The 22,263-nt window shown below is 61.5% G+C and carries 25 protein-coding genes; 10 read left to right on the top strand and 15 right to left on the bottom strand.

What is annotated here, in order from left to right; translation table 11 throughout:
* Positions 1-62: 62 nt before the first annotated feature.
* The 5 genes from ACO6VD_RS10660 to ACO6VD_RS10640 form a co-directional block, all read right to left on the bottom strand.
* Entirely contained in the window at positions 63-914 is an 852-nt protein-coding gene (locus tag ACO6VD_RS10660) for an AraC family ligand binding domain-containing protein (protein WP_422418866.1), read from the bottom strand.
* On the bottom strand, positions 911-1,234 hold the full coding sequence (locus ACO6VD_RS10655) for an AzlD domain-containing protein (protein ID WP_128325690.1): 324 nt from the start codon (positions 1,232-1,234) through the stop codon (positions 911-913). The genes ACO6VD_RS10660 and ACO6VD_RS10655 overlap by 4 nt, the downstream gene beginning before the upstream one ends.
* Positions 1,231-1,929, bottom strand: coding sequence for an AzlC family ABC transporter permease (locus ACO6VD_RS10650; protein ID WP_400173502.1), 699 nt, complete (start codon positions 1,927-1,929; stop codon positions 1,231-1,233). Before ACO6VD_RS10650 ends, ACO6VD_RS10655 begins: the two co-directional genes overlap by 4 nt.
* A gap of 104 nt (positions 1,930-2,033) precedes the next feature.
* Complete coding sequence (locus tag ACO6VD_RS10645; protein ID WP_422418870.1) at positions 2,034-2,765, bottom strand: sel1 repeat family protein; 732 nt, start codon at positions 2,763-2,765, stop codon at positions 2,034-2,036.
* Positions 2,766-2,890: 125 nt separating this feature from the next.
* Positions 2,891-3,508, bottom strand: coding sequence for a LysE family translocator (locus ACO6VD_RS10640; RefSeq protein WP_422418864.1), 618 nt, complete (start codon positions 3,506-3,508; stop codon positions 2,891-2,893).
* A 112-nt stretch (positions 3,509-3,620) separates the two neighbouring features.
* Here ACO6VD_RS10640 and ACO6VD_RS10635 point away from each other — a divergent pair, with 112 nt between their 5' ends.
* On the top strand, positions 3,621-4,541 hold the full coding sequence (locus ACO6VD_RS10635; RefSeq protein ID WP_422418862.1) for a LysR substrate-binding domain-containing protein: 921 nt from the start codon (positions 3,621-3,623) through the stop codon (positions 4,539-4,541).
* Here the strand turns inward: ACO6VD_RS10635 and ACO6VD_RS10630 are convergent.
* A complete protein-coding gene (locus ACO6VD_RS10630) occupies positions 4,538-5,452 on the bottom strand; it encodes a LysR family transcriptional regulator (protein WP_422418860.1) in 915 nt (304 codons plus the stop codon). The two genes, ACO6VD_RS10635 and ACO6VD_RS10630, sit on opposite strands and share 4 nt — an antisense overlap.
* 123 nt (positions 5,453-5,575) lie before the next feature.
* Here ACO6VD_RS10630 and ACO6VD_RS10625 point away from each other — a divergent pair, with 123 nt between their 5' ends.
* Together ACO6VD_RS10625 and ACO6VD_RS10620 are read left to right on the top strand one after the other, a co-directional pair.
* Entirely contained in the window at positions 5,576-6,784 is a 1,209-nt protein-coding gene (locus ACO6VD_RS10625; RefSeq protein ID WP_422418868.1) for an MFS transporter, read from the top strand.
* Positions 6,785-6,826: 42 nt separating this feature from the next.
* Positions 6,827-9,187, top strand: coding sequence for a DNA polymerase II (locus tag ACO6VD_RS10620; RefSeq protein ID WP_422418858.1), 2,361 nt, complete (start codon positions 6,827-6,829; stop codon positions 9,185-9,187).
* Between the two features lie 152 nt (positions 9,188-9,339).
* Here ACO6VD_RS10620 and ACO6VD_RS10615 read toward each other — a convergent pair whose 3' ends face one another.
* A complete protein-coding gene (locus ACO6VD_RS10615; protein ID WP_422418856.1) occupies positions 9,340-9,840 on the bottom strand; it encodes a DUF1772 domain-containing protein in 501 nt (166 codons plus the stop codon).
* Positions 9,841-10,061: 221 nt separating this feature from the next.
* Here ACO6VD_RS10615 and ACO6VD_RS10610 point away from each other — a divergent pair, with 221 nt between their 5' ends.
* Complete coding sequence (locus ACO6VD_RS10610; RefSeq protein ID WP_422418855.1) at positions 10,062-10,631, top strand: DUF4174 domain-containing protein; 570 nt, start codon at positions 10,062-10,064, stop codon at positions 10,629-10,631.
* A 6-nt stretch (positions 10,632-10,637) separates the two neighbouring features.
* On the opposite strand, the gene ACO6VD_RS10605 is transcribed toward ACO6VD_RS10610, so the two are convergent.
* From ACO6VD_RS10605 to ACO6VD_RS10595, 3 genes are all read right to left on the bottom strand, one after another.
* Positions 10,638-11,741: a polyamine ABC transporter substrate-binding protein gene (locus ACO6VD_RS10605; RefSeq protein ID WP_422418854.1), complete on the bottom strand. Its 1,104-nt coding sequence runs from the start codon at positions 11,739-11,741 to the stop codon at positions 10,638-10,640.
* 37 nt (positions 11,742-11,778) lie between these two features.
* Positions 11,779-12,594, bottom strand: a complete 816-nt coding sequence (locus ACO6VD_RS10600) for a carbon-nitrogen hydrolase family protein (protein WP_422418853.1) — start codon at positions 12,592-12,594, stop codon at positions 11,779-11,781.
* A 93-nt stretch (positions 12,595-12,687) separates the two neighbouring features.
* Entirely contained in the window at positions 12,688-13,119 is a 432-nt protein-coding gene (locus ACO6VD_RS10595) for a hypothetical protein (protein WP_422418852.1), read from the bottom strand.
* A gap of 156 nt (positions 13,120-13,275) precedes the next feature.
* On the opposite strand from ACO6VD_RS10595, the gene ACO6VD_RS10590 reads away from it, so the two are divergent.
* Both ACO6VD_RS10590 and ACO6VD_RS10585 read left to right on the top strand, forming a co-directional pair.
* Positions 13,276-13,563, top strand: coding sequence for a hypothetical protein (locus ACO6VD_RS10590; protein WP_422418851.1), 288 nt, complete (start codon positions 13,276-13,278; stop codon positions 13,561-13,563).
* A 106-nt stretch (positions 13,564-13,669) separates the two neighbouring features.
* Positions 13,670-13,909, top strand: a complete 240-nt coding sequence (locus ACO6VD_RS10585) for a hypothetical protein (RefSeq protein WP_422418850.1) — start codon at positions 13,670-13,672, stop codon at positions 13,907-13,909.
* A gap of 1 nt (position 13,910) precedes the next feature.
* Here ACO6VD_RS10585 and ACO6VD_RS10580 read toward each other — a convergent pair whose 3' ends face one another.
* Entirely contained in the window at positions 13,911-14,402 is a 492-nt protein-coding gene (locus ACO6VD_RS10580; RefSeq protein WP_422418849.1) for a DUF2938 domain-containing protein, read from the bottom strand.
* 65 nt (positions 14,403-14,467) lie between these two features.
* Between ACO6VD_RS10580 and ACO6VD_RS10575 the strand changes: the two genes are divergently transcribed.
* On the top strand, positions 14,468-15,106 hold the full coding sequence (locus ACO6VD_RS10575) for an ArsR/SmtB family transcription factor (protein ID WP_422418848.1): 639 nt from the start codon (positions 14,468-14,470) through the stop codon (positions 15,104-15,106).
* Position 15,107: 1 nt separating this feature from the next.
* On the opposite strand, the gene ACO6VD_RS10570 is transcribed toward ACO6VD_RS10575, so the two are convergent.
* Positions 15,108-16,358, bottom strand: coding sequence for a 2-aminoadipate transaminase (locus tag ACO6VD_RS10570; protein WP_422418847.1), 1,251 nt, complete (start codon positions 16,356-16,358; stop codon positions 15,108-15,110).
* A gap of 503 nt (positions 16,359-16,861) precedes the next feature.
* On the opposite strand from ACO6VD_RS10570, the gene ACO6VD_RS10565 reads away from it, so the two are divergent.
* Both ACO6VD_RS10565 and ACO6VD_RS10560 read left to right on the top strand, forming a co-directional pair.
* Entirely contained in the window at positions 16,862-18,274 is a 1,413-nt protein-coding gene (locus tag ACO6VD_RS10565) for an amino acid permease (protein ID WP_422418846.1), read from the top strand.
* A gap of 108 nt (positions 18,275-18,382) precedes the next feature.
* Positions 18,383-18,880: a PaaI family thioesterase gene (locus ACO6VD_RS10560; RefSeq protein WP_400173497.1), complete on the top strand. Its 498-nt coding sequence runs from the start codon at positions 18,383-18,385 to the stop codon at positions 18,878-18,880.
* Here ACO6VD_RS10560 and ACO6VD_RS10555 read toward each other — a convergent pair.
* The 3 genes from ACO6VD_RS10555 to ACO6VD_RS10545 form a co-directional block, all read right to left on the bottom strand.
* Positions 18,877-20,025, bottom strand: a complete 1,149-nt coding sequence (locus ACO6VD_RS10555) for a M14 family metallopeptidase (RefSeq protein ID WP_422418845.1) — start codon at positions 20,023-20,025, stop codon at positions 18,877-18,879. The genes ACO6VD_RS10560 and ACO6VD_RS10555 overlap by 4 nt on opposite strands.
* 48 nt (positions 20,026-20,073) lie before the next feature.
* Positions 20,074-20,586 carry a DUF4880 domain-containing protein gene (locus tag ACO6VD_RS10550; RefSeq protein ID WP_422418844.1) on the bottom strand — a complete coding sequence of 171 codons (513 nt, stop codon included), beginning with the start codon at positions 20,584-20,586 and terminating at the stop codon, positions 20,074-20,076.
* A gap of 452 nt (positions 20,587-21,038) precedes the next feature.
* The gene (locus ACO6VD_RS10545) at positions 21,039-21,371 is read right to left on the bottom strand and encodes a DUF6124 family protein (protein WP_422418842.1); all 333 of its coding nucleotides are present in this window, start codon (positions 21,369-21,371) and stop codon (positions 21,039-21,041) included.
* 131 nt (positions 21,372-21,502) lie between these two features.
* On the opposite strand from ACO6VD_RS10545, the gene ACO6VD_RS10540 reads away from it, so the two are divergent.
* Entirely contained in the window at positions 21,503-22,162 is a 660-nt protein-coding gene (locus ACO6VD_RS10540; protein ID WP_422418840.1) for a LexA family protein, read from the top strand.
* The last annotated feature ends 101 nt before the right edge of the window (positions 22,163-22,263 follow it).

Below are 22,263 nucleotides of genomic sequence, written 5' to 3'. Positions count from 1 at the left end.
ATACACCGCACACCCCCCCCCCCACCCACCCCACCCCCCCCCCCCCCCCCGCGATTGCATTCTCAAGCCGAATACTCCCCGACACAGGCACGCCGATACTCCCCCGGCGTCACCCCATAAGCCTGCTTGAACTGCCGGTTCAGGTGGCTCTGATCAGAAAACCCCAGCGCAAAAGCCACATTGAACGGCAAGCAGTCGCTTTTCAGCAGTTCCCGCGCCCGGCTCAGGCGCCGCTGCTTGAGCCAGGCATGCGGTGGCAGGCCGGTAGCCTGGCGGAACACCCGGGCGAAATGAAACGGCGAGAGGTTGACCGCTTCGGCCAGTTCTTGCAGTGAGGGTGGGTAGGCCAGACGACTGTCCATCAATTCCTTGGCCCGGGCCACCGCGCAAGGTTCGTTGCCCGGCTGACGGACGCTGGCCATGCCACCGACACGGCCATGGCGCTGCACCAGCAACAACACTGCTTCGCGCCAGGCCGTCTGTTGCTCCAGCGCACTGGCGCCATGTTCCGCCGAGCAATGCAACCAGCTGAACGCTTTGGCCAGTTGCGGGTCGTGCAGGACGCTGGCCTCGAAGCTGGGCAGGCCGTCACGTTTGAGTTCCAGCTCGTCCAGTACCCCGGTGATGCGTTCGCTGTCCGGGTAGAAACCGCGGTAGCGCCAGCCTTGTTCATGGGCCTTGGCCCCGGTGTGCAGTTCGTCGGGGTTGATCAGTACCATGCTGCCGACCGGCGCCAGGTGCTCGCTGCCGCGATGCCAGAAACGCTGGGCCCCGGACTCGATGATGGTGATCACATAACCTTCGTGCACATGGGGAGCGAAGCGTTGCTGGAAATACCGGGCGTGCAGCATCTCGATATCGCCCAATGCGGGCGCTTGCCAGAAGCGGGTCTGTTCCTGTGGTGCAAGGTTCATGGACTGCCGTTCAACCACCAGCGAAAGACAAAGAAGAAAGCCATGCTCACCAGCATGCTGATCAAGGTGCTGCGGGTCAACAATACCAGCACCACCGCGACCACTGAACCCAGCAGGTAGGGATTGGCCAGGCTCAGGTCGAGCTGGTGGCCGGGCAGGAAAATGATCGGCCCGCAAATTGCCGTGAGCATCCCCGGTACGGCAAAACCGAGAAACTGCCGCGCATTGGAGCTCAAGCGCAGTGGCAAGCGCGGTTCGAGAAAGGCGTAACGGTTGAGAAACACCAGCAAGCCCATACCGATAATCAAGGCAAAGATCATGAGCGTGCTCCGCTGAATTTCTGACAGATAAAGCCGGCACTCATGCCCAGCAAGCCGGCGGCCACAAGGCCGGTTTCCCAGTGCCAGAAGCTGAACAGTACCGAGCTGAACAGCGACACCGCGACGCAAACCACGGTGGGCAGATTGCGCACCAGTGGCGCGATCAGGGCGACGAAGGTGGCGACGATGGAAAAGTCCAGGCCCAGTTGATCCAGGTGCGGGATGTTCTGGCCGAGAATGATGCCGGCGAGGGTGAACAGGTTCCAGGCAATGTAGAAGGTCAGGCCCACCCCGAGGGCGTACCAGCGGTTGAACTGCTGCTGGTCGTACTGGCTGGTGAGGGCGAAGAATTCGTCGGTGAGCAAAAAGCCCAGGCCCAGCCGCCAGCGCGTCGGCAGCCCTGACAGCACCGGACGCATCGACAGGCCGTAGAGCAAGTGCTGAGAGGTCAGCAGCAGGGTCGTCAAGAGGATCGAGAACAGGTTGGCCCCGCCCTTGATCATGCCGATGGCGACCAATTGGGCGGCACCGGCAAAAACGATGGCCGACAGCCCCTGACCTTCCCAGGGGGTGAGGTCGGCTTCGATGGCCATGGAACCGGCCAGCAGCCCCCAGGGGGCAACGGCCAGGGACAACGGCAGAATGGCAATGGCGCCCTGGATAAAGGCTTGGCGGGCGAACGGCGGATTGGACATGGACGTCTGCGGCAACTGAACAAGGTTGCACAGCATGCCAGAGCCGCGTGCCGCTGACTTGAACGATCTTGCTGTCCAACGGCACGCGGGCGTTGCGATGCGGCTTAGTGCTTGCTACTTACCAGGCGTTGCTGCACTGCGAAGCAGCCGTTGAGGTCGACGGCTTTGCGCCAATAGAACTCACGTTGATTCGCATCGTTGTTGCCCTGCAACCGGTATATCTCAGCCTGGTAGTCGCGTTGGCGACCCCATTGCATGGCCAGCCCCTGGGGCTGTTCGCGGTTACATAGCAAACGCTCTGCCGGTTGCGGATAGTAGGGGGCGTAGCGGGTGGCCAGGGTCGGGATGTTCTCAAGGTCTCTGGCAAACGCAGGGCTTTGGCGGTAATCCGCGCACCAGGCTTCGATCCCCAGGGCAGACGGCGCAAAGCCCTGGGCCAGGCTGGTCTGTAACAATGGGCAGGCTGCTGGCGGAATCTGTTCGGCGGGCAGGTAGGTCATGTAGTAGAGCGCCAGACGGTACCGGGCCACCGGGTGGTCAAGTTCCACGGCTTTGTGCAACAGGCTCACTGCCGGGGCCAGCGTGCGCCCCATTGCCTGGCCTTGTTGTGCCAGGTCCTGGTCGGTGGTGCTGGTCTTGAGGCTGAAGCTGGTGTTCTGATTGTCGGCCTGTTCCAGCAGCGTCACCGCCTGGCGGTAGAGCAGGTCGGCGTGGGGGTCGATCTGCAGGCCGTCAGCCAGGACGCAGGCAGGTGTCAGTACGGCAAGCACGGCGCTTAATAGCTGTGCGCCTAGCAGGGTGATTCCTCTGGAGGGCAGTGTCTGACGGTTGTGCATCAAGGAACGAATGTCGCAGTTATGTTCAGGGTTCAATCCGACTGTCCGTAGTGGGGCTCGAAGGGGCCTGGGGCAAAAGCAGACATTTTACCCCTTTTGCGACCCGTCTCGAAAGCCGCAGCACATCAGGGCCAGAGTGCGTTGAGATTGTAGATCAGGCCGGTTGCAGCAATCACTAGCAGCACGCCACCGCTGGTCAGGCTGATAAGCCGCTGTCGCTGGGGCGTTGCCACCTTACTGGTCAGCAGGATGTACAGCCCCAGTATGGCCATATCCAGCACCACCCAGACCAGGGAAAGTAGTAACAGGCTGTGACTTGTGTGAGTTGTGATCTGGATGAACTGTGGGAAAAAGGCCATGAAGAACAGGATGTCCTTCGGGTTCGACAGGCCAATGGCAAAGCCTTTCCAGAGACCGCCCTGAGCGTTGCCCGTCACCGCGGTATCGAGTTTCTGCGTCAGCGTCTGGTGCAGGCTGGTGATGGCCAGGTAGCCGATGAACAGGCAGCCGACCAGGCTCAATGCGCTCAGCAAGTGCGGTGCGATAGCCGCACTGGTGAGTATCAGACTGGCAGCCAGGGCGATCAGTACCAGCGAGGCGCCGTTGGTGCCCACGGCGGTCAACAGGGCTTGCCGGCGACCGGCGCTGGCGGCGGTGTTGACGACCAGGGCCACTACCGGGCCTGGCGTTGCGATCAGCAGCAATACGGTCAGGGCATAGGTCAACAGCAGGGCGGTGTTCATCGATGTGCTCGGCAGCCGGAAGGTGGTCGGGCATTTTCGGCAGCGCCCGTAACCTTGTAAAACGCCTGTTACTATGGCTTTCTATTAGTTTTACTAATGCTTTGGGTGGGCGATGTCTGAACGAATTCCAGCGCTACAGGCCCTGCGGGCGTTCGAGGTGGCCGCGCGCTATGGCTCCTTTACCCGTGCGGCCCAGGAACTGGCGCTCACTCAGGGTGCAATCAGTCACCATATCAAGACGCTCGAGGGGCTGTTCGACTGTGCCTTGTTCGAGCGTCGCGGCCCGAAATTGTCGCTTACCGAGCCGGGGCGCTTGCTGGCCCAGGAGCTGAAAGTCGGGTTCAAGATCATCGAAAATGCCTGCGGGCTGCTTAAACAGGACCGCAACGGCATTCGCCTGAAAGCGCCCTCGACCCTGACCATGCGCTGGCTGCTCAAGATGCTCGAGCAATTTCGCCAGCACGACCCACACAGCCGTGTGCAACTGTCCAGCGTGTGGATGGACATCGACCATGTCGACTTCTACAGCGAACCTTTCGAGGCCGCGATACTGTTGGCTGACGGGCGCTTTGCCGCCGAGGTCGACAGCCTCAAGCTGTTTGATGAATGGTTGGTGCCGGTGTGCAGCCCGGACTATCCGGCGGCGACTGCGCAGGACCTGGATGCGCTGAATGCCTGTGAGCTGTTGCACCCATCGGCAGACCGCCGCGACTGGCGGCGCTGGCTGACACGCCTGGGCGCCGCGCAGGTGACGATCGACCGTGGCCAGTTGTTCGACACCCTCGACCAGGGCATCAGCGCCGCCCAGCAGGGCGCGGGTATCGCCGTGGTCGATTTGCTCCTGGCCCAGGGCGAGCTCGACAGCGGCCGCCTGGTCATGCCGTTCCCCCAGGCCGTGGCCACCGCAGAGGGTTATTACCTGACCTGGCCAAGGTCCAGCCCCCAGGCCCGGCAGGTGCGGGCGCTGGGTGAGTTTCTGCGTACCCGGGTGCCGCAACCGCCCTTGCACGGGGTGGACTATTTGTACAACTAATGATTGTGCGGTGTATAGCGTTCATGCTCGGCAAACACCCGCTCAGCCATGAAATCGATGAACACCCGCAAGCGTGGCGGCATCTGCCGACCGGACGGCCACAGCAGGTAGAAGCTGCCGCGTCGCTCCAGGTAATCGTCGAGCACGGTGACCAGTTCGCCCTTGGCCAGTTGCTGGCGCACGGTGAAATCCGGCAGGCAGGTGATGCCGCGGTCGCGCATGGCAAAGCAGACCCGGGTTTCGACATGGTTGCAGACCATCGACACCGGGATCTCATAGTCGCGTTCGGGCTGTTCGCGGCGTAACGGCCAGCGCTCAAGTTTGCCGCTGCTGGGGAAGCGATAGTGCAGGCAGGTGTGCCGGGCCAGGTCGTCAGGCTGGCGCGGCGTGCCGCAGCGTTGCAGATAGCCGGGCGATGCCACCAGCAGGTGCTGAAAGTGGCCGAGGAATTTTGCGTTCAGGCGTGAGTCCGAAGGCGTGCCGCCGCGCATCACCACGTCGAAGCCTTCGCCGATGATATCGACCATGCGGTCGCTGAAGTCCAGGTCCAGTTCAACCTCAGGATACAGCGCCATGAATTCACTCAAGGCCGGCATCACCAGGGCCGTGACCTGCGGCAGGCTGATGCGCAGGCGGCCGCGCGGCGTTTCGTTTGACTGCGACAGCTCAAGCTCGGTGGCTTCGATTTCGGCGAGGATGCGCCGGCTGCGTTCGAGAAACACCATGCCTTCGGCGGTGAGGGTAATGCTGCGCGTGCTGCGGTGAAACAGGCGCACTCCCAGGCGAGCTTCCAGGCGCGCCACCCGCTTGCCAATGGCCGAGGCACTTACCCCCAGAGATTGGGCGGCAGCAACGAAGCTGCGGGTTTCGGCCACCCGCACAAACACCACGAAACCATTGAGGCTATCCACCTGCAACTCCTATTGCGGACATCGATGTCCTGGATGTACGGAATACTACCCGTCTTTTTCCGCAGTTGCCGTCGCCGGTAAGGTTGTCCTGGTCTTTTACCCAGGAGTTTCACCATGACTCAGATGAGTTGCACAGCCGAGGCCTCGGCGGTTTCCGATGTTAGCGATCAACCGTTGCCGCTTAGCGGTTTGTTGGCCCTGGCCATGACCGGCTTCATTGCCATCCTCAGCGAAACCTTGCCTGCCGGGCTGCTTGGGCAGATCTCGGCAGGCATGCAGATCAGCGAGGCGATGACCGGGCAACTGGTCACGGTGTATGCCCTGGGCTCGTTGCTCACGGCCATTCCGTTGGTGACCCTGACCCAGGGCTGGCGTCGGCGTCCGGTGCTGTTGCTGGCGATTGTCGGCTTCTTGCTGTTCAACACCCTTACCGCCTTGTCGCACTCTTATCTGTTGACCCTGGTGGCGCGCTTCATGACCGGCGTCGCTGCAGGCCTGGCCTGGGGCGTGATCGCCGGGCATGCGCGGCGCATGGTCAGCCCCGCGCAGCAGGGCCGGGCGATGGCGGTGGCAATGATCGGCGCGCCGGTGGCGCTATCACTGGGTGTGCCGGCCGGTACCTGGCTGGGGGAACTGTTCGGCTGGCGGATGACCTTTGCCCTGGTCTCGTTTGCCACCCTGGCTCTGGTGGCCTGGGTGCTGTGCAAGGTGCCGGACTTTGAAGGCCACAAACCGGGCCAGCGTCCGGGTGTAGTTCAGGTGTTGCGCACGCCTGGGGTATTGGCGGTATTACTGGTTATTCTCACCTGGATCCTGGCCCATAACGTGCTGTACACCTACATCGTTCCCTTCCTCGCGGCGGCGGGCCTGGCCGCGAGTACCGGCCTGGTGCTGCTGACCTTCGGCATTGCCGCCCTGGCCGGTATCGCCCTGGTGGGCGCCTGGGTCGACCGGCACTTGCGCACTCTGGTGCTGTTGAGCCTGGCCGGCTTTGCCACGGTGGCGCTGGTGCTGGGGTTTGTCGGCCAGTCGGCGCCGCTGGTGTTTGTCAGCGTCGCGCTCTGGGGGTTGACCTACGGCGGCGCGCCGACCTTGCTGCAGACCGCCAGCGCCGATGCCGCCGGCGAGGGTGCCGATGTCGCCCAGTCGATGATCGTCACCGTGTGGAATCTGGCGGTTGCCGCTGGCGGCCTGCTTGGCGGCCTGTTGCTGACGCACTGGGGCGTGGGCAGCTTCACCTGGGTGCTGTTGCTGTTGATCGCGTTGGCCTTGCTGATTGCCGGGCGTGCCCATCGCCACGGCTTTGCACCGGGCGCACGGGTAGCCGGCTAAGGTAGAATCGCTGTTCAGACAGTTTGTTTCGAGGTTGCAGCGGTGGAGTTACAGCAGGGCTTTGTCCTGACCCGGCATTGGCGCGACACACCGGCAGGCACCTGTGTCGAGTTCTGGCTGGCCACCGACCAGGGCCCCCGTCGCCTGCGCTTGCCGCTGCAGACCTCGGTGGCCTTTATCCCCGCCGCCCACCGTCAGCAAGCACAGGCGGTGTTGCGTGGCGAGCGTGGGGTGGAGTTGCGCCCACTTGAGCTGCGTGACTTCGAGCAACGCCCGGTGCTGGGTCTGTACTGTCGCCAGCATCGGCAGTTGATACAACTGGAAAAGCGCTTGCGCGCTGCCGGGGTGCAAGTCTACGAGGCCGATATTCGCCCGCCCGAGCGCTACCTGATGGAGCGCTTCATCACCGCCCCGGTGAGCTTCAGCGGCACGCCGGACGAACAGGGTGTGTTGCAGGACGCCCAGCTCAAACCGGCCCCCGACTACCGGCCGACGCTGAAACTGGTGTCGCTGGACATCGAAACCACCGAGCGCGGCGAGCTGTATTCCATTGCCCTGGCAGGCTGCGGCCAGCGTCAGGTGTACATGCTCGGTCCGGCCAACGGCGATGCTGACGGGATCGACTTCGACCTTGAGTATTGCGCCAGCCGTGCGCAATTGCTCGAGCGCTTGAACCGCTGGATGGCGCTGCATGACCCTGACGCAATCATCGGCTGGAACCTGGTGCAGTTCGACTTGCGCGTGCTGCAGGCGCATGCCGAGCAGCTAAAGGTGCCCTTGTGTCTTGGGCGCGAAGGGGAGGCGATGGAGTGGCGGGAGCATGGCAGCCGTTCGCACTTCTTTGCCGCGGCCACTGGCCGCCTGATCATCGACGGCATCGAGGCGCTGCGCTCGGCGACCTGGAGCTTCCCTTCGTTCAGCCTGGAAAACGTCGCCCAGACCCTGCTTGGCGAGGGCAAGGCGATCGACACGCCGTATCAGCGCATGGACGAAATCAACCGCATGTTCGCTGAGGACAAGCCGGCCCTGGCGCGCTACAACCTCAAGGACTGCGAGCTGGTTACGCGCATTTTCGCCAAAACCGAACTGCTGACCTTCTTGCTCGAACGGGCCACGGTCACCGGCTTGCCCGCCGATCGCAGCGGTGGATCGGTCGCTGCGTTTTGCCACCTGTACATCCCCCTGATGCACCGCCAGGGTTTTGTTGCGCCGAACCAGGGCGAGCGTCCGGATGAAGCCAGCCCCGGCGGGTTTGTCATGGACTCGCGGCCCGGCCTCTACGAGTCGGTGCTGGTGCTCGACTACAAGAGTCTGTATCCGTCGATCATTCGTACCTTTCTGATCGACCCGCTGGGGTTGGTCGAGGGTTTGCGCGAGCCGGATGACATCCATTCGGTGCCGGGCTTTCGCGGTGCGCGCTTTTCCCGCAGCCATCACTGCCTGCCGTCGATTGTCGAGCGAGTCTGGCAGGGACGCGAGACGGCCAAGCGCGAGAAAAATGCAGCCTTGTCCCAGGCCTTGAAGATCATCATGAATGCTTTCTACGGGGTGCTCGGCTCCAGTGGCTGCCGGTTCTTTGATCCGCGTCTGGCATCGTCGATCACCATGCGCGGCCACGAGATCATGCGCCGTACCCGCGAACTGATCGAAGCCCAGGGCTATGCGGTGATCTACGGCGACACCGACTCCACCTTCGTCTGGCTCAAGAGCGCTCACAGCGAAGCCGATGCCGACGTCATCGGCCAGCGCCTGGTGCAGCAGGTCAACCAATGGTGGCGCGAGCACCTGCGCGAAACCTATGACCTGAACAGTGCCCTGGAACTGCAATACGAAACGCACTACAAGCGTTTCCTGATGCCGACCATTCGCGGCGCCGAGGAGGGCAGCAAGAAGCGCTACGCCGGCCTGGTCCAGCGCGGCGACGGCAACGACGAGATGATTTTCAAGGGCCTGGAAAGCGTGCGCACCGACTGGTCGCCGCTGGCTCGGCAGTTCCAGCAGGAGCTCTACGAGCGCATCTTCCGCCGTCAGCCCTACCAGCACTATTTGCGTGAGTATGTGCGCCAGACCCTGGCCGGCGAGCTGGATGAGCTGCTGATCTACCGCAAGCGCCTGCGCCGGCCGCTGGCCGACTACCAGCGCAATGTACCTCCGCATGTGCGCGCGGCGCGCATGGCTGACGAGTTCAATGAGCGTCAGGGGCGCCCGCGGCAATACCAGAATGGCGGCTGGATCAGCTACGTGATCACCCTCAATGGGCCCGAGCCGCTGGAGACCCGGCAATCGGCCATCGACTACGACCATTACCTGACCCGGCAACTGCAGCCGGTGGCGGATGCGATCCTGCCCTTCGTGCAGGACGATTTCAGCGCCTTGATCGATCGGCAGATGGGTTTGTTCTAATGCAATCAATCCCTGTAGGAGCGGGGGGGGGGGGGGGGGGGGGGGGGGGGGGGGGGGGTGGGGGGGGGGGGGGGGGAGGAGGTGGGGTTTTGTGTCTGGGCTTGATTGCTTTTCTCCCCCCCCCCCCCTCCCCCCCCCCCCCCCCCCCGCTCCTACAGTCCGCGAATCAACCATAGCGCCAACATCAACCACGCCGCCGCCGCCAGGGCGGTGACGGTGCGCACATGGTTCCAGCGATTCCAGCTCGGCACATACCGGTGCCAGGCCGCTGCCGCCTCGCTGCTGGCCGGATCAAGGCGGGCCAGGGCCTGGTTTTTCGGCACGTTGAACAGCATCGTCACGATGATGTTGCCCGCCAGGTACAGCCCGCCCCCCATGGCCATGCACAGGCTGCCTGGCAGCGGCCAGCGCTGGTAGGCCCAGATCAACAAGGCAACACTGGTCAGCCCGGTGCCGAGGAACAAGGCCAGGAACAAGCGGTTGAGTACCACCTGGTTGATCGACTGCATGGCCGCCACGGCGCTGTGTTCCGGAATACGTTCCAGCGCTTTCATGACGAAGTTGGAGAAGGCGAAGAACAATCCACCCATCAAGCCACAGCCAAGGGCCGTGGCAAGGATCAGCAACAACAGCAAGGCTTCGACAACGCTCATGGTCCGGTCCTTCAGCAGTGGCAGTGGCAGGCGTGGCTGACAGCCATCAGCTATCCTCAGATTCAGATGTCAGCCTGGTCTGGACGTGCCCAAGGTCCTACATGGAAATCGGAAGTTACCTTTGAGCTGTCCACGGATTTCGTCCTGTAGTTTAGGCTCGCACCTCGGATCTTTCGTCGCGATCTGTAGTCTTTGATGCATGGAATTTGAAGGAGATGCGCATGCTCATACGGTCACTGACCCTTGCCACCTTGTTGGCCATTTTTGCCGGCCCTGTTTTCGCTGACAACAGTGATCCCAAACCGCTGGACCAGGATCTGTACAAGGCCCGCCCCTTGATCGTCATCGCGCCCAGTACTGCGGACCCGACCCTGAGCCGTCTGAACGAAGCCCTTAAAGACCCGGAGACCAAGAAGAGGTTCGAGGACAACAATCTGGTGCTTTACAGCATTGCCGGCATGATGGGCAAACGTGATGGCAAGGACCTTGACCAGCAGACGACCATGGCCCTGATCCGTCAGTTCAGGTTCAGCGCCGCCGATACTGTCGTTACCCCTGTAGTGCTGGTGGGCAAGGATGGTTCACAGCATCGTATTGCGCACACGGGCACCCTTGAACCCAAGGCGATTTTCGACGCCGTGGACGCCTTGCCCGCTGAAGAAAAAGCTATCGTCGCCCCAACCGTGGCGGAGCAAAAACAAGCGGTTAGCACCGAGACTAAAGATGGCAAACCGGCTAAGCCGGCCAAACCAGCCAAACCGCTGCCACCGCCCAAGCCCCTGGAAGACTGAGGCTGATCAACTGCCGGTCTTGACCTTGCTCCACACCCGGGTGCGCACCCGTTCCAGCTTCAGTGGCAACGGTTCAAGTGGGAACAGGGTGTCGAGCACTGCCTGGGACGGGTACACCGTGGGGTTGTCACGGATGTTGCTATCGACCAGCCCGGTCGCATCCTTGTTCGCATTCGGGTAGCCCAGGTAGTTGGTCGAGGCGGCGATGACCTTGGGTTCGAGCATGTAGTTGATGAACGCCAGTCCCTGTTGCGGGTTGGGCGCCTGCTTGAGCAGCACCATGTTCTCCAGCCACATCGGCGCGCCTTCGCGAGGAATGCTGTAGCGGACCTGTCGGCCGTTACCCGCATTTTCCGCGCTCAACTTGGCCTCGAACACACCGCCAGACCAGCCCACCACCACGCACACATTGCCGTTGGCCAGATCCGAAATGAACCGCGATGAGTCGAAGTAGCGAATGTGCGGGCGTAACTTCAGCAGCAGCGCTTCGGCCTTGCGGTAGTCGTCCGGGTTCTTGCTGTTGTAGGGCAGTCCCAGGTAGTGCAGGGCAATGGGAATGATCTCGTTGGGGGCGTCGAGCATCGCCACCCCGCACTCGCTCAGTTTGGCCAGGTTCGCTTCATCGAAGATCAGCGCCCAGGAGTCCATCGGTGCCTGTTCGCCGAGCAAGGCTTTGACCTTGTCCTGGTCATAACCAATGCCCGTGGTGCCCCACATGTACGGGGCGGCATAGCGGTTGCCGGGGTCGTTGCTCTGCAGCTTGGCGAGCATCAGCGGGTCGAGGTGGGGGAAGTTGGGCAGCTGGCTGCGGTCAAGTTCGGCCAACACCCCGGCCTTGATCAGGTTGGGCAGCAGGTCGCCGCTGGCGAATACCACGTCATAGCCGCTGCGCCCGGCCATCAGCTTGCTTTGCATCACGTCGCTGTTGTCGAACACGTCGTAGACCGTGGCGATCCCCGAGGCCTGCTGGAATTCCTTGGTGGTGTTCGGTGCGATGTAGTCGTACCAGTTGTAGATATGCACGCTGGGTGGGGCGCTTTCTTGTGCCAAAGCGCTTGCGCTGCACAGCAACGCGGCCAGGGCCAGGGGTAGACAGCGGGGCGGCTTCATGGGGGCACTCCAGAATTTTTGTTGTTGTGGGGCAGTGCTAGGGAATCAACAGCTCGCGGCGCCCGTCGGGGTGCTCGATTCGTGTGCCGAGTAATTGCAGGCGGCGGTCCTTCAGGTAGTCGTAGTCGCGGCGGGCCAACTGCAACTGCTCAAGGTCCAGGTCGATCTGCTGGCTGCAAGGTTCGCGACCGGCCTCGAACAACACCCGACCATGGGGATCGACCACGGCGCTGCCTCCGGCGAACAGCAGCCCGCCGTCACCCGGGCCTACCCGGTTGACCATGAGGGCAAAGGCCTGGTTTTCCTGGGCACGTGCCATGATCGCGGTGCGGTGCACCGGGCCGTAAGGGTCCATGTTGCCGTTGCTGACGATGATCAGGTCGACGCCCAGCTGGCCCAGGGCACGGCTGCTCTCCGGCAGTTCGATGTCGTAGCAGATCAGCAGGCCGATGCGCAGGCCTTTCCAGCAGGTGGTGGCGTAACGATCGCCGGCCTGGAACAGACCGCGTTCGGATGGCCACAGGTGAGTTTTGCGGTAGGACAGGGCGATGCCGTCGGGCGTCAGCAGCACCGAGGTGTTGTAGTAAACGCCGTCGGCCTGCTCGGCAAGCCCGATCACCACGGCCACGCCGCGTTCGCTCACCGCGCGCTGCACGGTTTGCAGGGTCGGGCCCTGCAGCGGTTCAGCTACAGCAGGCAGCTGTTCGGCGCTGGCAAAACCCATCAGTTGGGTTTCCGGAAACACCAGCAGGTCGGTGTCGGTCTTGCAGCTGGCTATGGCTTCCAGCGTGCGTTGCAGGTTGTAGGCGGTATCGCCGTCGCGGCCATCAATTTGTATCAATTCGATCTTCATCGCGGTTCCTTGTGCAGAGCTGGAACCGAGTATGCGCGGCCGGCCGCGGGCCGCACATTACTGCGATGGGGTAACCCTCAGTGGGTAATGCCGTCAGTCCCCGGCCTGAGCCTGCAGCAGCAACTGACCCTCTACGTCGCGGACCAGCCCGCTGGCCAGCAGCAACGGCAGCAGGCGCTTGTGCAACTGCGGTTCGACAAAGGCACGCAGGGTATCGAGATCAAGATTGCCCAGCGCCGACAGCTCGGCCTTGGTGTACGACAACCAGGCTTTTTTCAGCACCAGCAGTACGTCGCTGCCTGCTGTGGTGGCGAAGCGTCGATGCAGTTTCTGCCCTGCCAGGTCGAAACTGTGCGCGTGTTCGTAGTCCGACTCATCGCCGGCACCGGCCAGGCAGCGGCTGCAACGGCAGGGGCCGTCGCCGAAGGCCTTTTCCAGGTAGGTGTTGAAATCCACCACGGGCTTGAGGCTCAGGCGCTTGTCGACTTCGAACAGGTCCGAGGTCAGGTGTTGTTCAGCGGTCAATGTGTTTTCCCTGAATAGTCTTGGCGGGCGCGCACAATACCAGTCTTTGCCGCTGCCGGATGTCGAAGCGAAGGGGATTTTTCCGTGACACTCCATTACCCTAGGCGCCCGCGTGCGTCAGCAGACGCCGATCTATCCGTCGTTGGAGTTTCAAGCATGTACAACTACACAGCCACCGTGACCGTCAGCGACGATCTGCACGATGACGTCGAAGCGGTGGAAAACGTCGCGATCCGGGTCGGTCTGGAGGCAGTTACCGAGTCGTTGAAAAAAGTGCATTTCACCGGCACCCTGGCCGCGCCTGATGCTCCCACCCATATCTGCGTGACCCTGGACAACGGCCTGAGCTACTACGGTCCGATCGTCAATGGCCACGCTGAACTGGAAGGTGGCTGGATCGCCTTCGAATGCGACATGCTTACGCCGCAGGAACTGGGCCTGTAAGGCTCGCTTTCAGCGCACCCTTCATCCCCTCGCCGTATCACGGTCTGTGGCGGGGGTATCCTGTAGGATTGAGCTAGGGTCCGGCTGCAGTACGGGAGTGCATGAGATGAACGGCCACCCCGAAAACGACTCCCAGGATGAACTTGATCTGATGGCCACCGAGTATGAACTCGGCACACTGGGAGCAGGTCCGCGCCCAGAGGTGGAGCACCATCTCAATCATGATGCCGAGGTGCAAGCGGCGGTTGACGCCTGGGAGCAGCCGTCATCCGACCCTGCACCTGTTCAATTGCCACCGTCCGGCCTGTGGCCGCGAATCAAGCACTGGTGGCATCACCGCGGCTGACTCAGGCCAGCGCGGCCGACCAGAGCAACCCCGCCAGATACAAGCCAACGCCGAACACGGTGTGGGCCAGCAGGCTGCGCACGCGCGCCGCTGCAGGGTTTGGCGTCTTTGAGGCGAAAAGGCCGGCGCCCATCCCCGGCTGCATGATCAGGTAAGGCGCCAGCACCGTGGCCACGCCCAGCGCCAATGCCGGCAGTAATGTCGGTTGCACTACCCAGCCCACACCATTGATCAGCAGCAGAAGTGCCGCAAAGCCGATACCGATCAGGTAGTGGGTGGCCCAGCCCAGCACACGTTCTGCGGGCAGTGCCGGAGCTTTGGCGATGCTGGAGTGGAAGAACTGACCTCGGGGCATGTAGCCGATCCAGCGTCCGACCAGTGCCCAGTTCGGTCCTTGCATGCCCAGCACCCGCTGTTGAAACAGCGCCCACACGTCAGCCAGGGCAGTGGCCGTCACCCCGATCAGTACGGCGAAGATCAGTCCTTCGAGCATCGTTATCTCCATTCTTATCATTCAATAGATTGATTGAATAATTGGCCAATGTTACTTTGCTGTCAATGACCGATCTCAAAACCCAACACCAGGATATCGCCGAGCTGGCCCGCACCTTGGGCCATGCCCATCGCTTGAACCTGCTCGACGCCATGGCCCAGGGCGAGCGCGCCGTCGAGCAACTGGCTCAGCACTGCGAACTGACTCTGGCCAATGCCTCCCAACACCTGCAGCACTTGCGCCGGGCCGGTTTCGTGCAGGCCCGCCGCGATGGCAAGCGCGTGCTCTACAGCCTCAGTGCCGGCCCTGTGCAGGGTGTGCTGGCGGCGTTGGGACAGTTCGCGCAATACAATCGGGCAGCCATGCGCGCGCTGCTCGATGATAGCCAGCACATGCCCGAACAGCTCGAAGCGATCAGCCGTGAAGAGTTACTTGAGCGCCTGCGCGAGCACAGCGTGACCTTGCTCGATGTGCGTCCGGCCGCTGAATTCGCCCAGGGGCATTTGCCCGGCGCGATCAACATCCCGTTCGAAGAACTGCAGAAGCGCCTGGGCGAGCTGTCGCCCGCCCAGGAAGTGATCGCCTACTGCCGGGGACCGTGGTGCGTGTTCTCCCGCGATGCCGTCGCCGCCCTGAGGGCGGGCGGCTTGCAAGCGCGGCATTTTGCCAATGGCGTCGAACACTGGCCGGGCGAGTTGCACTGAATCAGCCAAGTTCCGCCAGGCAGCGCTCGAGGATGTCCAGGCCTTCGTTCAATACCTCAGGTTCAATGGTCAGCGGCGCGAGCAGGCGGATGATGTGGCGGGCCTTGCCGCTGGGCATCAGCAGCAGGCCGGCAGCCCTTGCCGCTTCCAGTAGCTGGGCAAGCTGGGCCGGTGCTGGTGCGCCCTTGGCGTCGACCAGCTCGATACCGCGCATCGCCCCGGTGCCGGTCAAACGCCCCAGGTAGGGTGAAAGCTGTTGTGCCTGCCAGCGCTGGTAGCGGCTGACAATCGCGCTTTCCTGCAATTCACCCCAGGTGGCGAGGTTGGCATCGGTCATTGCCTCCAGGGTGGCCAAGGCCGCGGCGCAGGCCATCGGGTTGCCTGAATAGGTGCCGCCCAAGCCGCCTTTGGGCAGGCTGTCGAGCAATGCCTTGCGCCCGACTACCGCGCCCAACGGCATGCCGCCAGCGATGCTCTTGGCCAGCAGCAACAGGTCCGGTTCGATCCCCAGGCGCGGGAAGGCAAAGCGCTGCCCGGTACGGCCGAAGCCGGACTGGATTTCGTCGGCGATGAGCACAATCCCGTGATTGTCGCAAAATGCACGCAGGGCCTGGGCAAAGGCAGGCTCCATGGCCAGGAAACCGCCTTCGCCCTGGACTGGTTCGAAAATCACCGCAGCCACTTCGTTGACGTCGATTTCAACGCTGAACAGACGCTCCAGAGCTTGTAGCGCCTGATCGCTGCTGACTCCGGTGTCGATGCTGGGGAAGGGCAGGTGATAGACCGGCCCCGGCAATATGCCAACCCGTTGTTTGTAGGGCGCGACCTTGCCGTTAAGGTTCAAGGTGGCCAGGGTGCGTCCGTGAAAGCCGCCGTCAAAGGCGATGATCGCCGTCTTGCCGGTAGCGCCACGGGCGATCTTCAGGGCATTTTCAGCCGCTTCAGCGCCACTGTTGGTGAGCATCCCGCCAAGGGGGTAGGAGGCCGGTACGAAGTCACTCAGGCGTTTCATCAACTCGATGTAGGGCTCGTGCCCGGCGGCATTGAAGGCGTAATGCGTCAGGCGGCTCGCTTGATGCTGGATCGCCGTGACAATAGCCGGGTTGCAATGTCCCAGGTTCAATACGCCAATACCGCCGACAAAGTCTATGTAGCGTTTGCCGTGGGTATCCCAGACTTCAGCATTTTTGCCGTGGGAAAGTGTTATGGGGTGAACTACGGAAATCGACTGGCTGATGTATTCGTGGCTCATGTGCACGCGGCCTCTGGCAAGTTGTAGCGGTATCTAAACGAGAGGGCAGGTATGAGCGCAAACGAATTTAACGATTGCAGTTATTCCTGAAATTACGGAAGTCGCTTCTGCGCGATTAGATGTTCGCTGCTACCCGGTGCAAGCTCATGCAGAGGATGGCGGTTGGTTCGGCGAAAATAGCGTGAGGTCATTCCGTGGTGGAATCATGTGCTTCTAAAAGGTCGTTTGTGAGAGTCGGTCCTGTAGGTTAATACTGACCCACATCAAGGATTTCAACTGAATTTATCAGTAGGCAAAACACTGGCGTCAGGGTAACTAACTGAGCACTTTTGCTTGCCTGGAAGTTTATTGAAAAGTACTCATTGCCTGCACTTTAGAAGGCACTTTTTTGGCTTGGGACGGGCCCTCGATAACAACAAGCGTCACCACTCCAATAACAATTTCTGCGTTAACCCTGTCGGCTGCGCACGCTGTGCATCGACATACCCAGTTGAGGGTTGAACATGGCATCGCTACAACAAAAGAAACAGCGTTCGCTACAGCACGGTCTGACCTCCCGCCAGGTCTCGATGATTTCCATTGCCGGGATCATCGGTGCCGGTCTGTTCATCGGTTCATCCACCGCCATCGCCACCGCCGGGCCGGCCATTCTCATTTCCTACGCCATGACTGGCCTGCTGGTGCTGCTGGTGATGCGCATGCTCGGCGAAATGGCCATCGCCAACCCCAACAGTGGCTCGTTCTCCACTTATGCCAGCCAGGCCATCGGCCCTTGGGCCGGATTCACCATCGGCTGGTTGTACTGGTGGTTCTGGGTGTTGATCATTCCGGTGGAGGCGATTGCCGGGGCCGATATCCTGCATGCCTATTTTCCTGGTGTGCCGTCCTGGTTGTTTGCCTTTCTGATCATGATCGTGCTGTCGTGCACCAACCTGATCAGCGTGAAGAACTTTGGTGAATTCGAGTACTGGTTTGCCTTGATCAAGGTGGTGGCGATCCTGGCGTTCATCGTCGTCTGCACCCTGGCGGTGTTCGGCGTCTGGCCGCTGGCGCAGCAGACCTCCGGGGTCAGTCAACTGTGGGCCAACGGTGGCTTCATGCCCAATGGCTTTGGCGCGGTGCTGGGCGGTGTACTGGTGACGATCTTCTCGTTCTTCGGTGCTGAAATCGTGACCATTGCCGCCGATGAAACCGCCAACCCCAAGGAGAAGATCCGCAAGGCAACCAACCTGGTGGTCTATCGCATCGCCATCTTCTATATCGTCTCGATCTTCTTCATTGTCTCGCTGGTGGCCTGGAACGATCCGGGGCTCAAGTCCGTTGGTTCCTTCCAGCGGGTACTGGAGGTGCTCAATGTGCCGGGTGCCAAATTGCTGGTCGACCTCGTGGTATTGGTGGCGGTGACCAGTTGCATGAACTCGGGTTTGTACACCGCCTCGCGGATGCTGTACTCCCTGGGTTCGCGTGGAGAGGCATTGCCTATGACCAAGCGCATTTCCGGCAACGGCGTGCCGACGGTTGCAGTGATTCTCTCGACCTTTGCCGGGTTTGCCGGCTGCCTGGTCAACTACGTGTTCCCCGGCAAGGTCTTTGGCTTTCTGCTCTCGACCACGGGCGCCATTGCCCTGCTGGTGTACCTGGTGATTGCCGTATCGCAACTGCGCATGCGCGCCATCACTGACCGTGAAGGTACGCCTCTGGAGTTCAAGATGTGGCTGTTCCCGTGGCTGACCTGGCTGGTGATCGGCCTGATCGTCACTGTGCTGGGCTACATGCTGATCAGCCCCGCTTACCGTTACGAAACCCTGATGACCGCTGGCGTGACCCTGGCGATCCTGTTGATCTCGCTGACCCGACGCAAGTCAGCCGCCAATGACCTGGCTGGCCAGGCGCTGACATCAGGTAAAGGTGTCTAGCCGGTACCTTCCTGTACACCGAAGCCCATGACCAGTGCATGGGCTTTTGCGTTGCACGGCGGTACTATCGGCAACGCTTTCCCTCTAAAACAGACAACCAGGAAGCTTATGAACAACCCTCTGTTATCCGTTCAGGAACTGGCCGCCCCCGAAGGCGTCTGCTATGGCTGCGGCTGTTCCCACCCAAGCGGTCTGCACCTGAAAAGCCATTGGGATGCAGACGGTATTCACCTGATCTGCCGGCATTCGCCCGACAGTACCTTTCTTGGCTGGCCCGGGCTGGTCTACGGCGGCCTGCTGGCCATGCTCGTCGATTGCCATTCCAACTGGGCTGCCATGGCCTACCACTACCGCGCCGAAGGGCGTGAGCCGGGCAGCCTGCCGCGTATTGACTGCGTGACCGGACAACTCAACCTGACCTACCTCAAGCCTACGCCCATGGGCGTCGAGCTACTGCTCAAGGCGCGGGTCGAAGGCGAGGTAGGGCGCAAGAGCCGGGTGATCTGCGAAGTCTGGGCCGACGACGTGCTGACCGTGAGCGCCGACTCGGTGTTCGTCCGGGTCGACACCGAGCGGCTCAAGCACAAGGCTCACGGGCAAGCCTAACGCAGGCTGGGGGCCATCTGTCCGAGGACATCCAGTACGGCGTTGGCCAGCTGTTTTGAGCGCAGACCGTTCCAGCCCGTTTCCGGGTTTGGCGCGTCATCGTGGTCCTTGAACGGCATCTCCAGGGTCAGCGACAGGCAATCGTAGGCCTGGCCAACGCTGTTGGCGCCCAGGGTCAGGTTGGCCTGGCCCGGCGCCGAACGCGGGTAACCATGGACCTGCTGGAAGTCGGCCGTGCGCTTGCACAGGCTGTCGCGGAAGGTTTTTTCCAGTGCTTCGATACGCGGCGTGAAGCCGGGATTGCCTTCGCAGCCTGCGGTGAAGACGTGGGGGATTTCCTCATCGCCGTGCACGTCGAGGAACATATCGACGCCGTACTGCTTCATCTGCACTTGGGCGAACAGTACTTCCGGGCTCTTGTCGGTGCTTGCGCTTTGCCAGGCGCGGTTGAGGTCCTGGCCGGCAAAATTGGTGCGCAGGTGGCCGCGTATCGCGCCATCAGGGTTCATGTTGGCAATCAGGTACAGGTCGGCCTGCTGCAGCAGTGCCTGCAGGGTCGGGTCGTTGTGTTGCAGGCGATCGATCACGCCTTCCATGAACCACTCGGCCATGTGTTCGCCCGGGTGCTGCTGGGCAATGATCCAGATCTTGCGTTTGCCACCGGCGCCATCGCCGGCACGCAGCAACTGAATATCACGACCTTCGACGCTGCGACCGGTGGCCAGCAGTTCGACGCCAGTCAGGCGGGTGGCGCGTTCGATCAGTTGATTGTGGCGGGCGCGGGGGTAGGGCTCGAAATAGGCGAACCAGGCCTGTGGCTGCTCGGCGTTGAGTTCAAAGCTCAGGGCTTTGCCGACAAACCGGGTAGGCACCCGGAACCAGTTCTGCTGATCGTAGGACGCTACCGCCTGATACCCCGTCCAGGCTTCGTTATAGGAAGACTGCCCGGCGTTCTCCAGCACAAAACTGTGTGCCTGGCCTGGCGTCAGGCCACTGGCTCTGAAGTGAAACCACTGGAAGTGATCACTGTTGGTATCAGGACGAATAGCCAGGCGCACATGGCGCGGGTCACTGGCATCGTTGATGAGGATATTGCCGGAATCGAAATCGCAGTCGATGTGCAGAGGGGGCAGCGTCACGGTCATCACCAGGCTCCTGTAGAGTTGTTGTGACCCTCACTCTACACGCCTGGCTCAGGACCAGAAACCGATCGCTGCCATTGCCGCCAGGGCCAGGCCGATGGCCACCGAACAGCCGCCGATGGACAGTGCCGCCCGAGGCTGGCGATACCAGGCGTCATGGCCCAGTTGCCGCGCCGGGGCCAGCAGGGTGCGCCAACGCAGTTCAGTGGCGTGAAAGGCTTCGCGGTGTTCGGGGGTGGTGTCGAGCCAGCGACGGAAGTCGATGCGTTCGCTGGCAGTCACGTCCGGGCTTTGCAGGCGCACGTACCACTGGCCCGCGGCGCTGGCGATGACATCACCCTGCGGGCGGACACTCTGCAGCGCCTGGTTCATGTGGCGTTCTACCGTAAGCGCAGGCAGGTCGAGGCGCTTGGCAATGACAGCAAAGCTCATCTGGTCGAGACGGCTGAGAAGGAACACCTGCTGGACGCGACGCGGCAGTTTTTTCAGCTGCAGCAGCAGGCCATCGTCAGCGAGGTCCTGGGAATGGGGGTGGTGCTCAAGGGGCAGCAGCAGACGGGTCATGTACAAGCTCCTTGCTTAGTAAGAGGGGGAGGGGGCGTCCTCCGTGACGCGCTAACAGCTTAGTCTTAACGAGATTGATTCTCAAGTGCTAATTCTGCAAAGCGCTGTTACATGCTTCACCCTGCGACATTCATTTGCTATCATCGCGGCCATTCAAGCAACACCCGCCTTCATTAGCCTGAAGAGCCCAAAAAAAAGACCCGGCAAAAAGCCGGGTCAAAAACCGTGATTAGCCTGATGAGGAGATAATCTGAGAGTCCGACCTAAGGGCTTTCAGTTTATCCAACCAGTCTCGCGACCAGTTGTGAGCAATAATAATCGTTATCATTTGCAAGTCAAATGAATTTTCTGTCATTCCGTAAAAAAACTTTACCGAATGCACTCCCTCGTTCAATGAACGGCGCTGGCACCGTTATCGCAGCGACTCCCCACGTTTACCTCTGAGTACTTGTTCAGGACCGCTGATGAGTGATCGGCATGAGTTCGATCACCGTCCTGGCCGTGTTGATCATGTGCACCACAGCCAGCGCCAGATCCCGCTGCGTACCCTGCAAACTGTTCGCCGACTCGTGCGCGGTGGCTGCGGCCCAGCGCAGTAACTGGGTCACATGCTCATTGGCCTGGACTTCATTCAAGCCCTCGCGTGGCACCAGCCAGCTCGACTGTGCCGAGTCCGCAGGCGGGGCGGGGTTCAAGTAGAAATCCAGTGCACGTCGCGCGGCATCGCTGTTGCTCAGGGACTCGTTGTCCAGGGTGAGATCCTTTTCAGTGGGTGTCTGTTTCATGCGGCAGCCTGCCTTGTGAATGATCAATGATCGGACATGGCAAAGACTAATACGTTTTGTGGTTACTACTAATCTTTAAATACTACAATTTGTGTATTGAGCGCCATGGGGCAGTCCGTATCGTGCCAGCGATGGATAATTGGACTGATCTGGTTAAAGCCAGGATGCGTGAAATAAGCCTCACGCAGGAAAAGCTCGCCGAGCGCCTCGGCTACACGCAAGGCGCCGTGGGCCATTGGCTGCGCGAGAAACGACAGCCGAAACTGCGGGTGCTCAACCAGATTCTGGTGGAAGTGGGGTTCCCGCCGCTGCAGATGGTGTATCCCCACCAGTTGCGCGAAAACAGCGGTGTCTATGAAGCAAACGCTTTTCCGCTTGCGGTGACCGGTGCCGACGGCCAACGGCACGAATTGTATTTTCGCTACCCGATTCTGAGTTGGGACAACCTGGACGAAACAGAGGCGCCTGAAACCGCCGAACGCCAGGCAAGCGACTATGCGGCGCAGGGGCGAGGGTTCTGGTTGCGTGTCGAAGGCGATGCGATGACGGCGCCAATGGGCTTGAGCGTGCCGCAGGGCATGTTGATCCTGGTGGACAGCGGTATTGGCGCAGAATCCGGCAAGCTGCTGATCGCACGCTCACTCGACAACTCGGCCATAGTGTTCCGCCAGTTGATCGAGGAGGGTGGCCAGCGCTACCTGAAACCACTCAACCCGACCTATCCCAAGGCGCTGTTTACCGAGCAGACCGAAGTGCTCGGTGTGGTGGTACAGGCGTTGGTGAAGTTCTGAAGGTGGAAACAACCATGGTGGGAGCGGGGGGGGGGGGGGGGGGGGGGGGGGGGGGGGGGGGGGGGAGGGGGGGGGGGAGGGGGAGAGGAGCACGAGGGCAA

It is taken from the genome of Pseudomonas sp. GZD-222 (genome assembly GCF_049310525.1).
GTDB lineage: Bacteria > Pseudomonadota > Gammaproteobacteria > Pseudomonadales > Pseudomonadaceae > Aquipseudomonas.
This window is presented reverse-complemented; position numbering and strand designations above follow the sequence as displayed.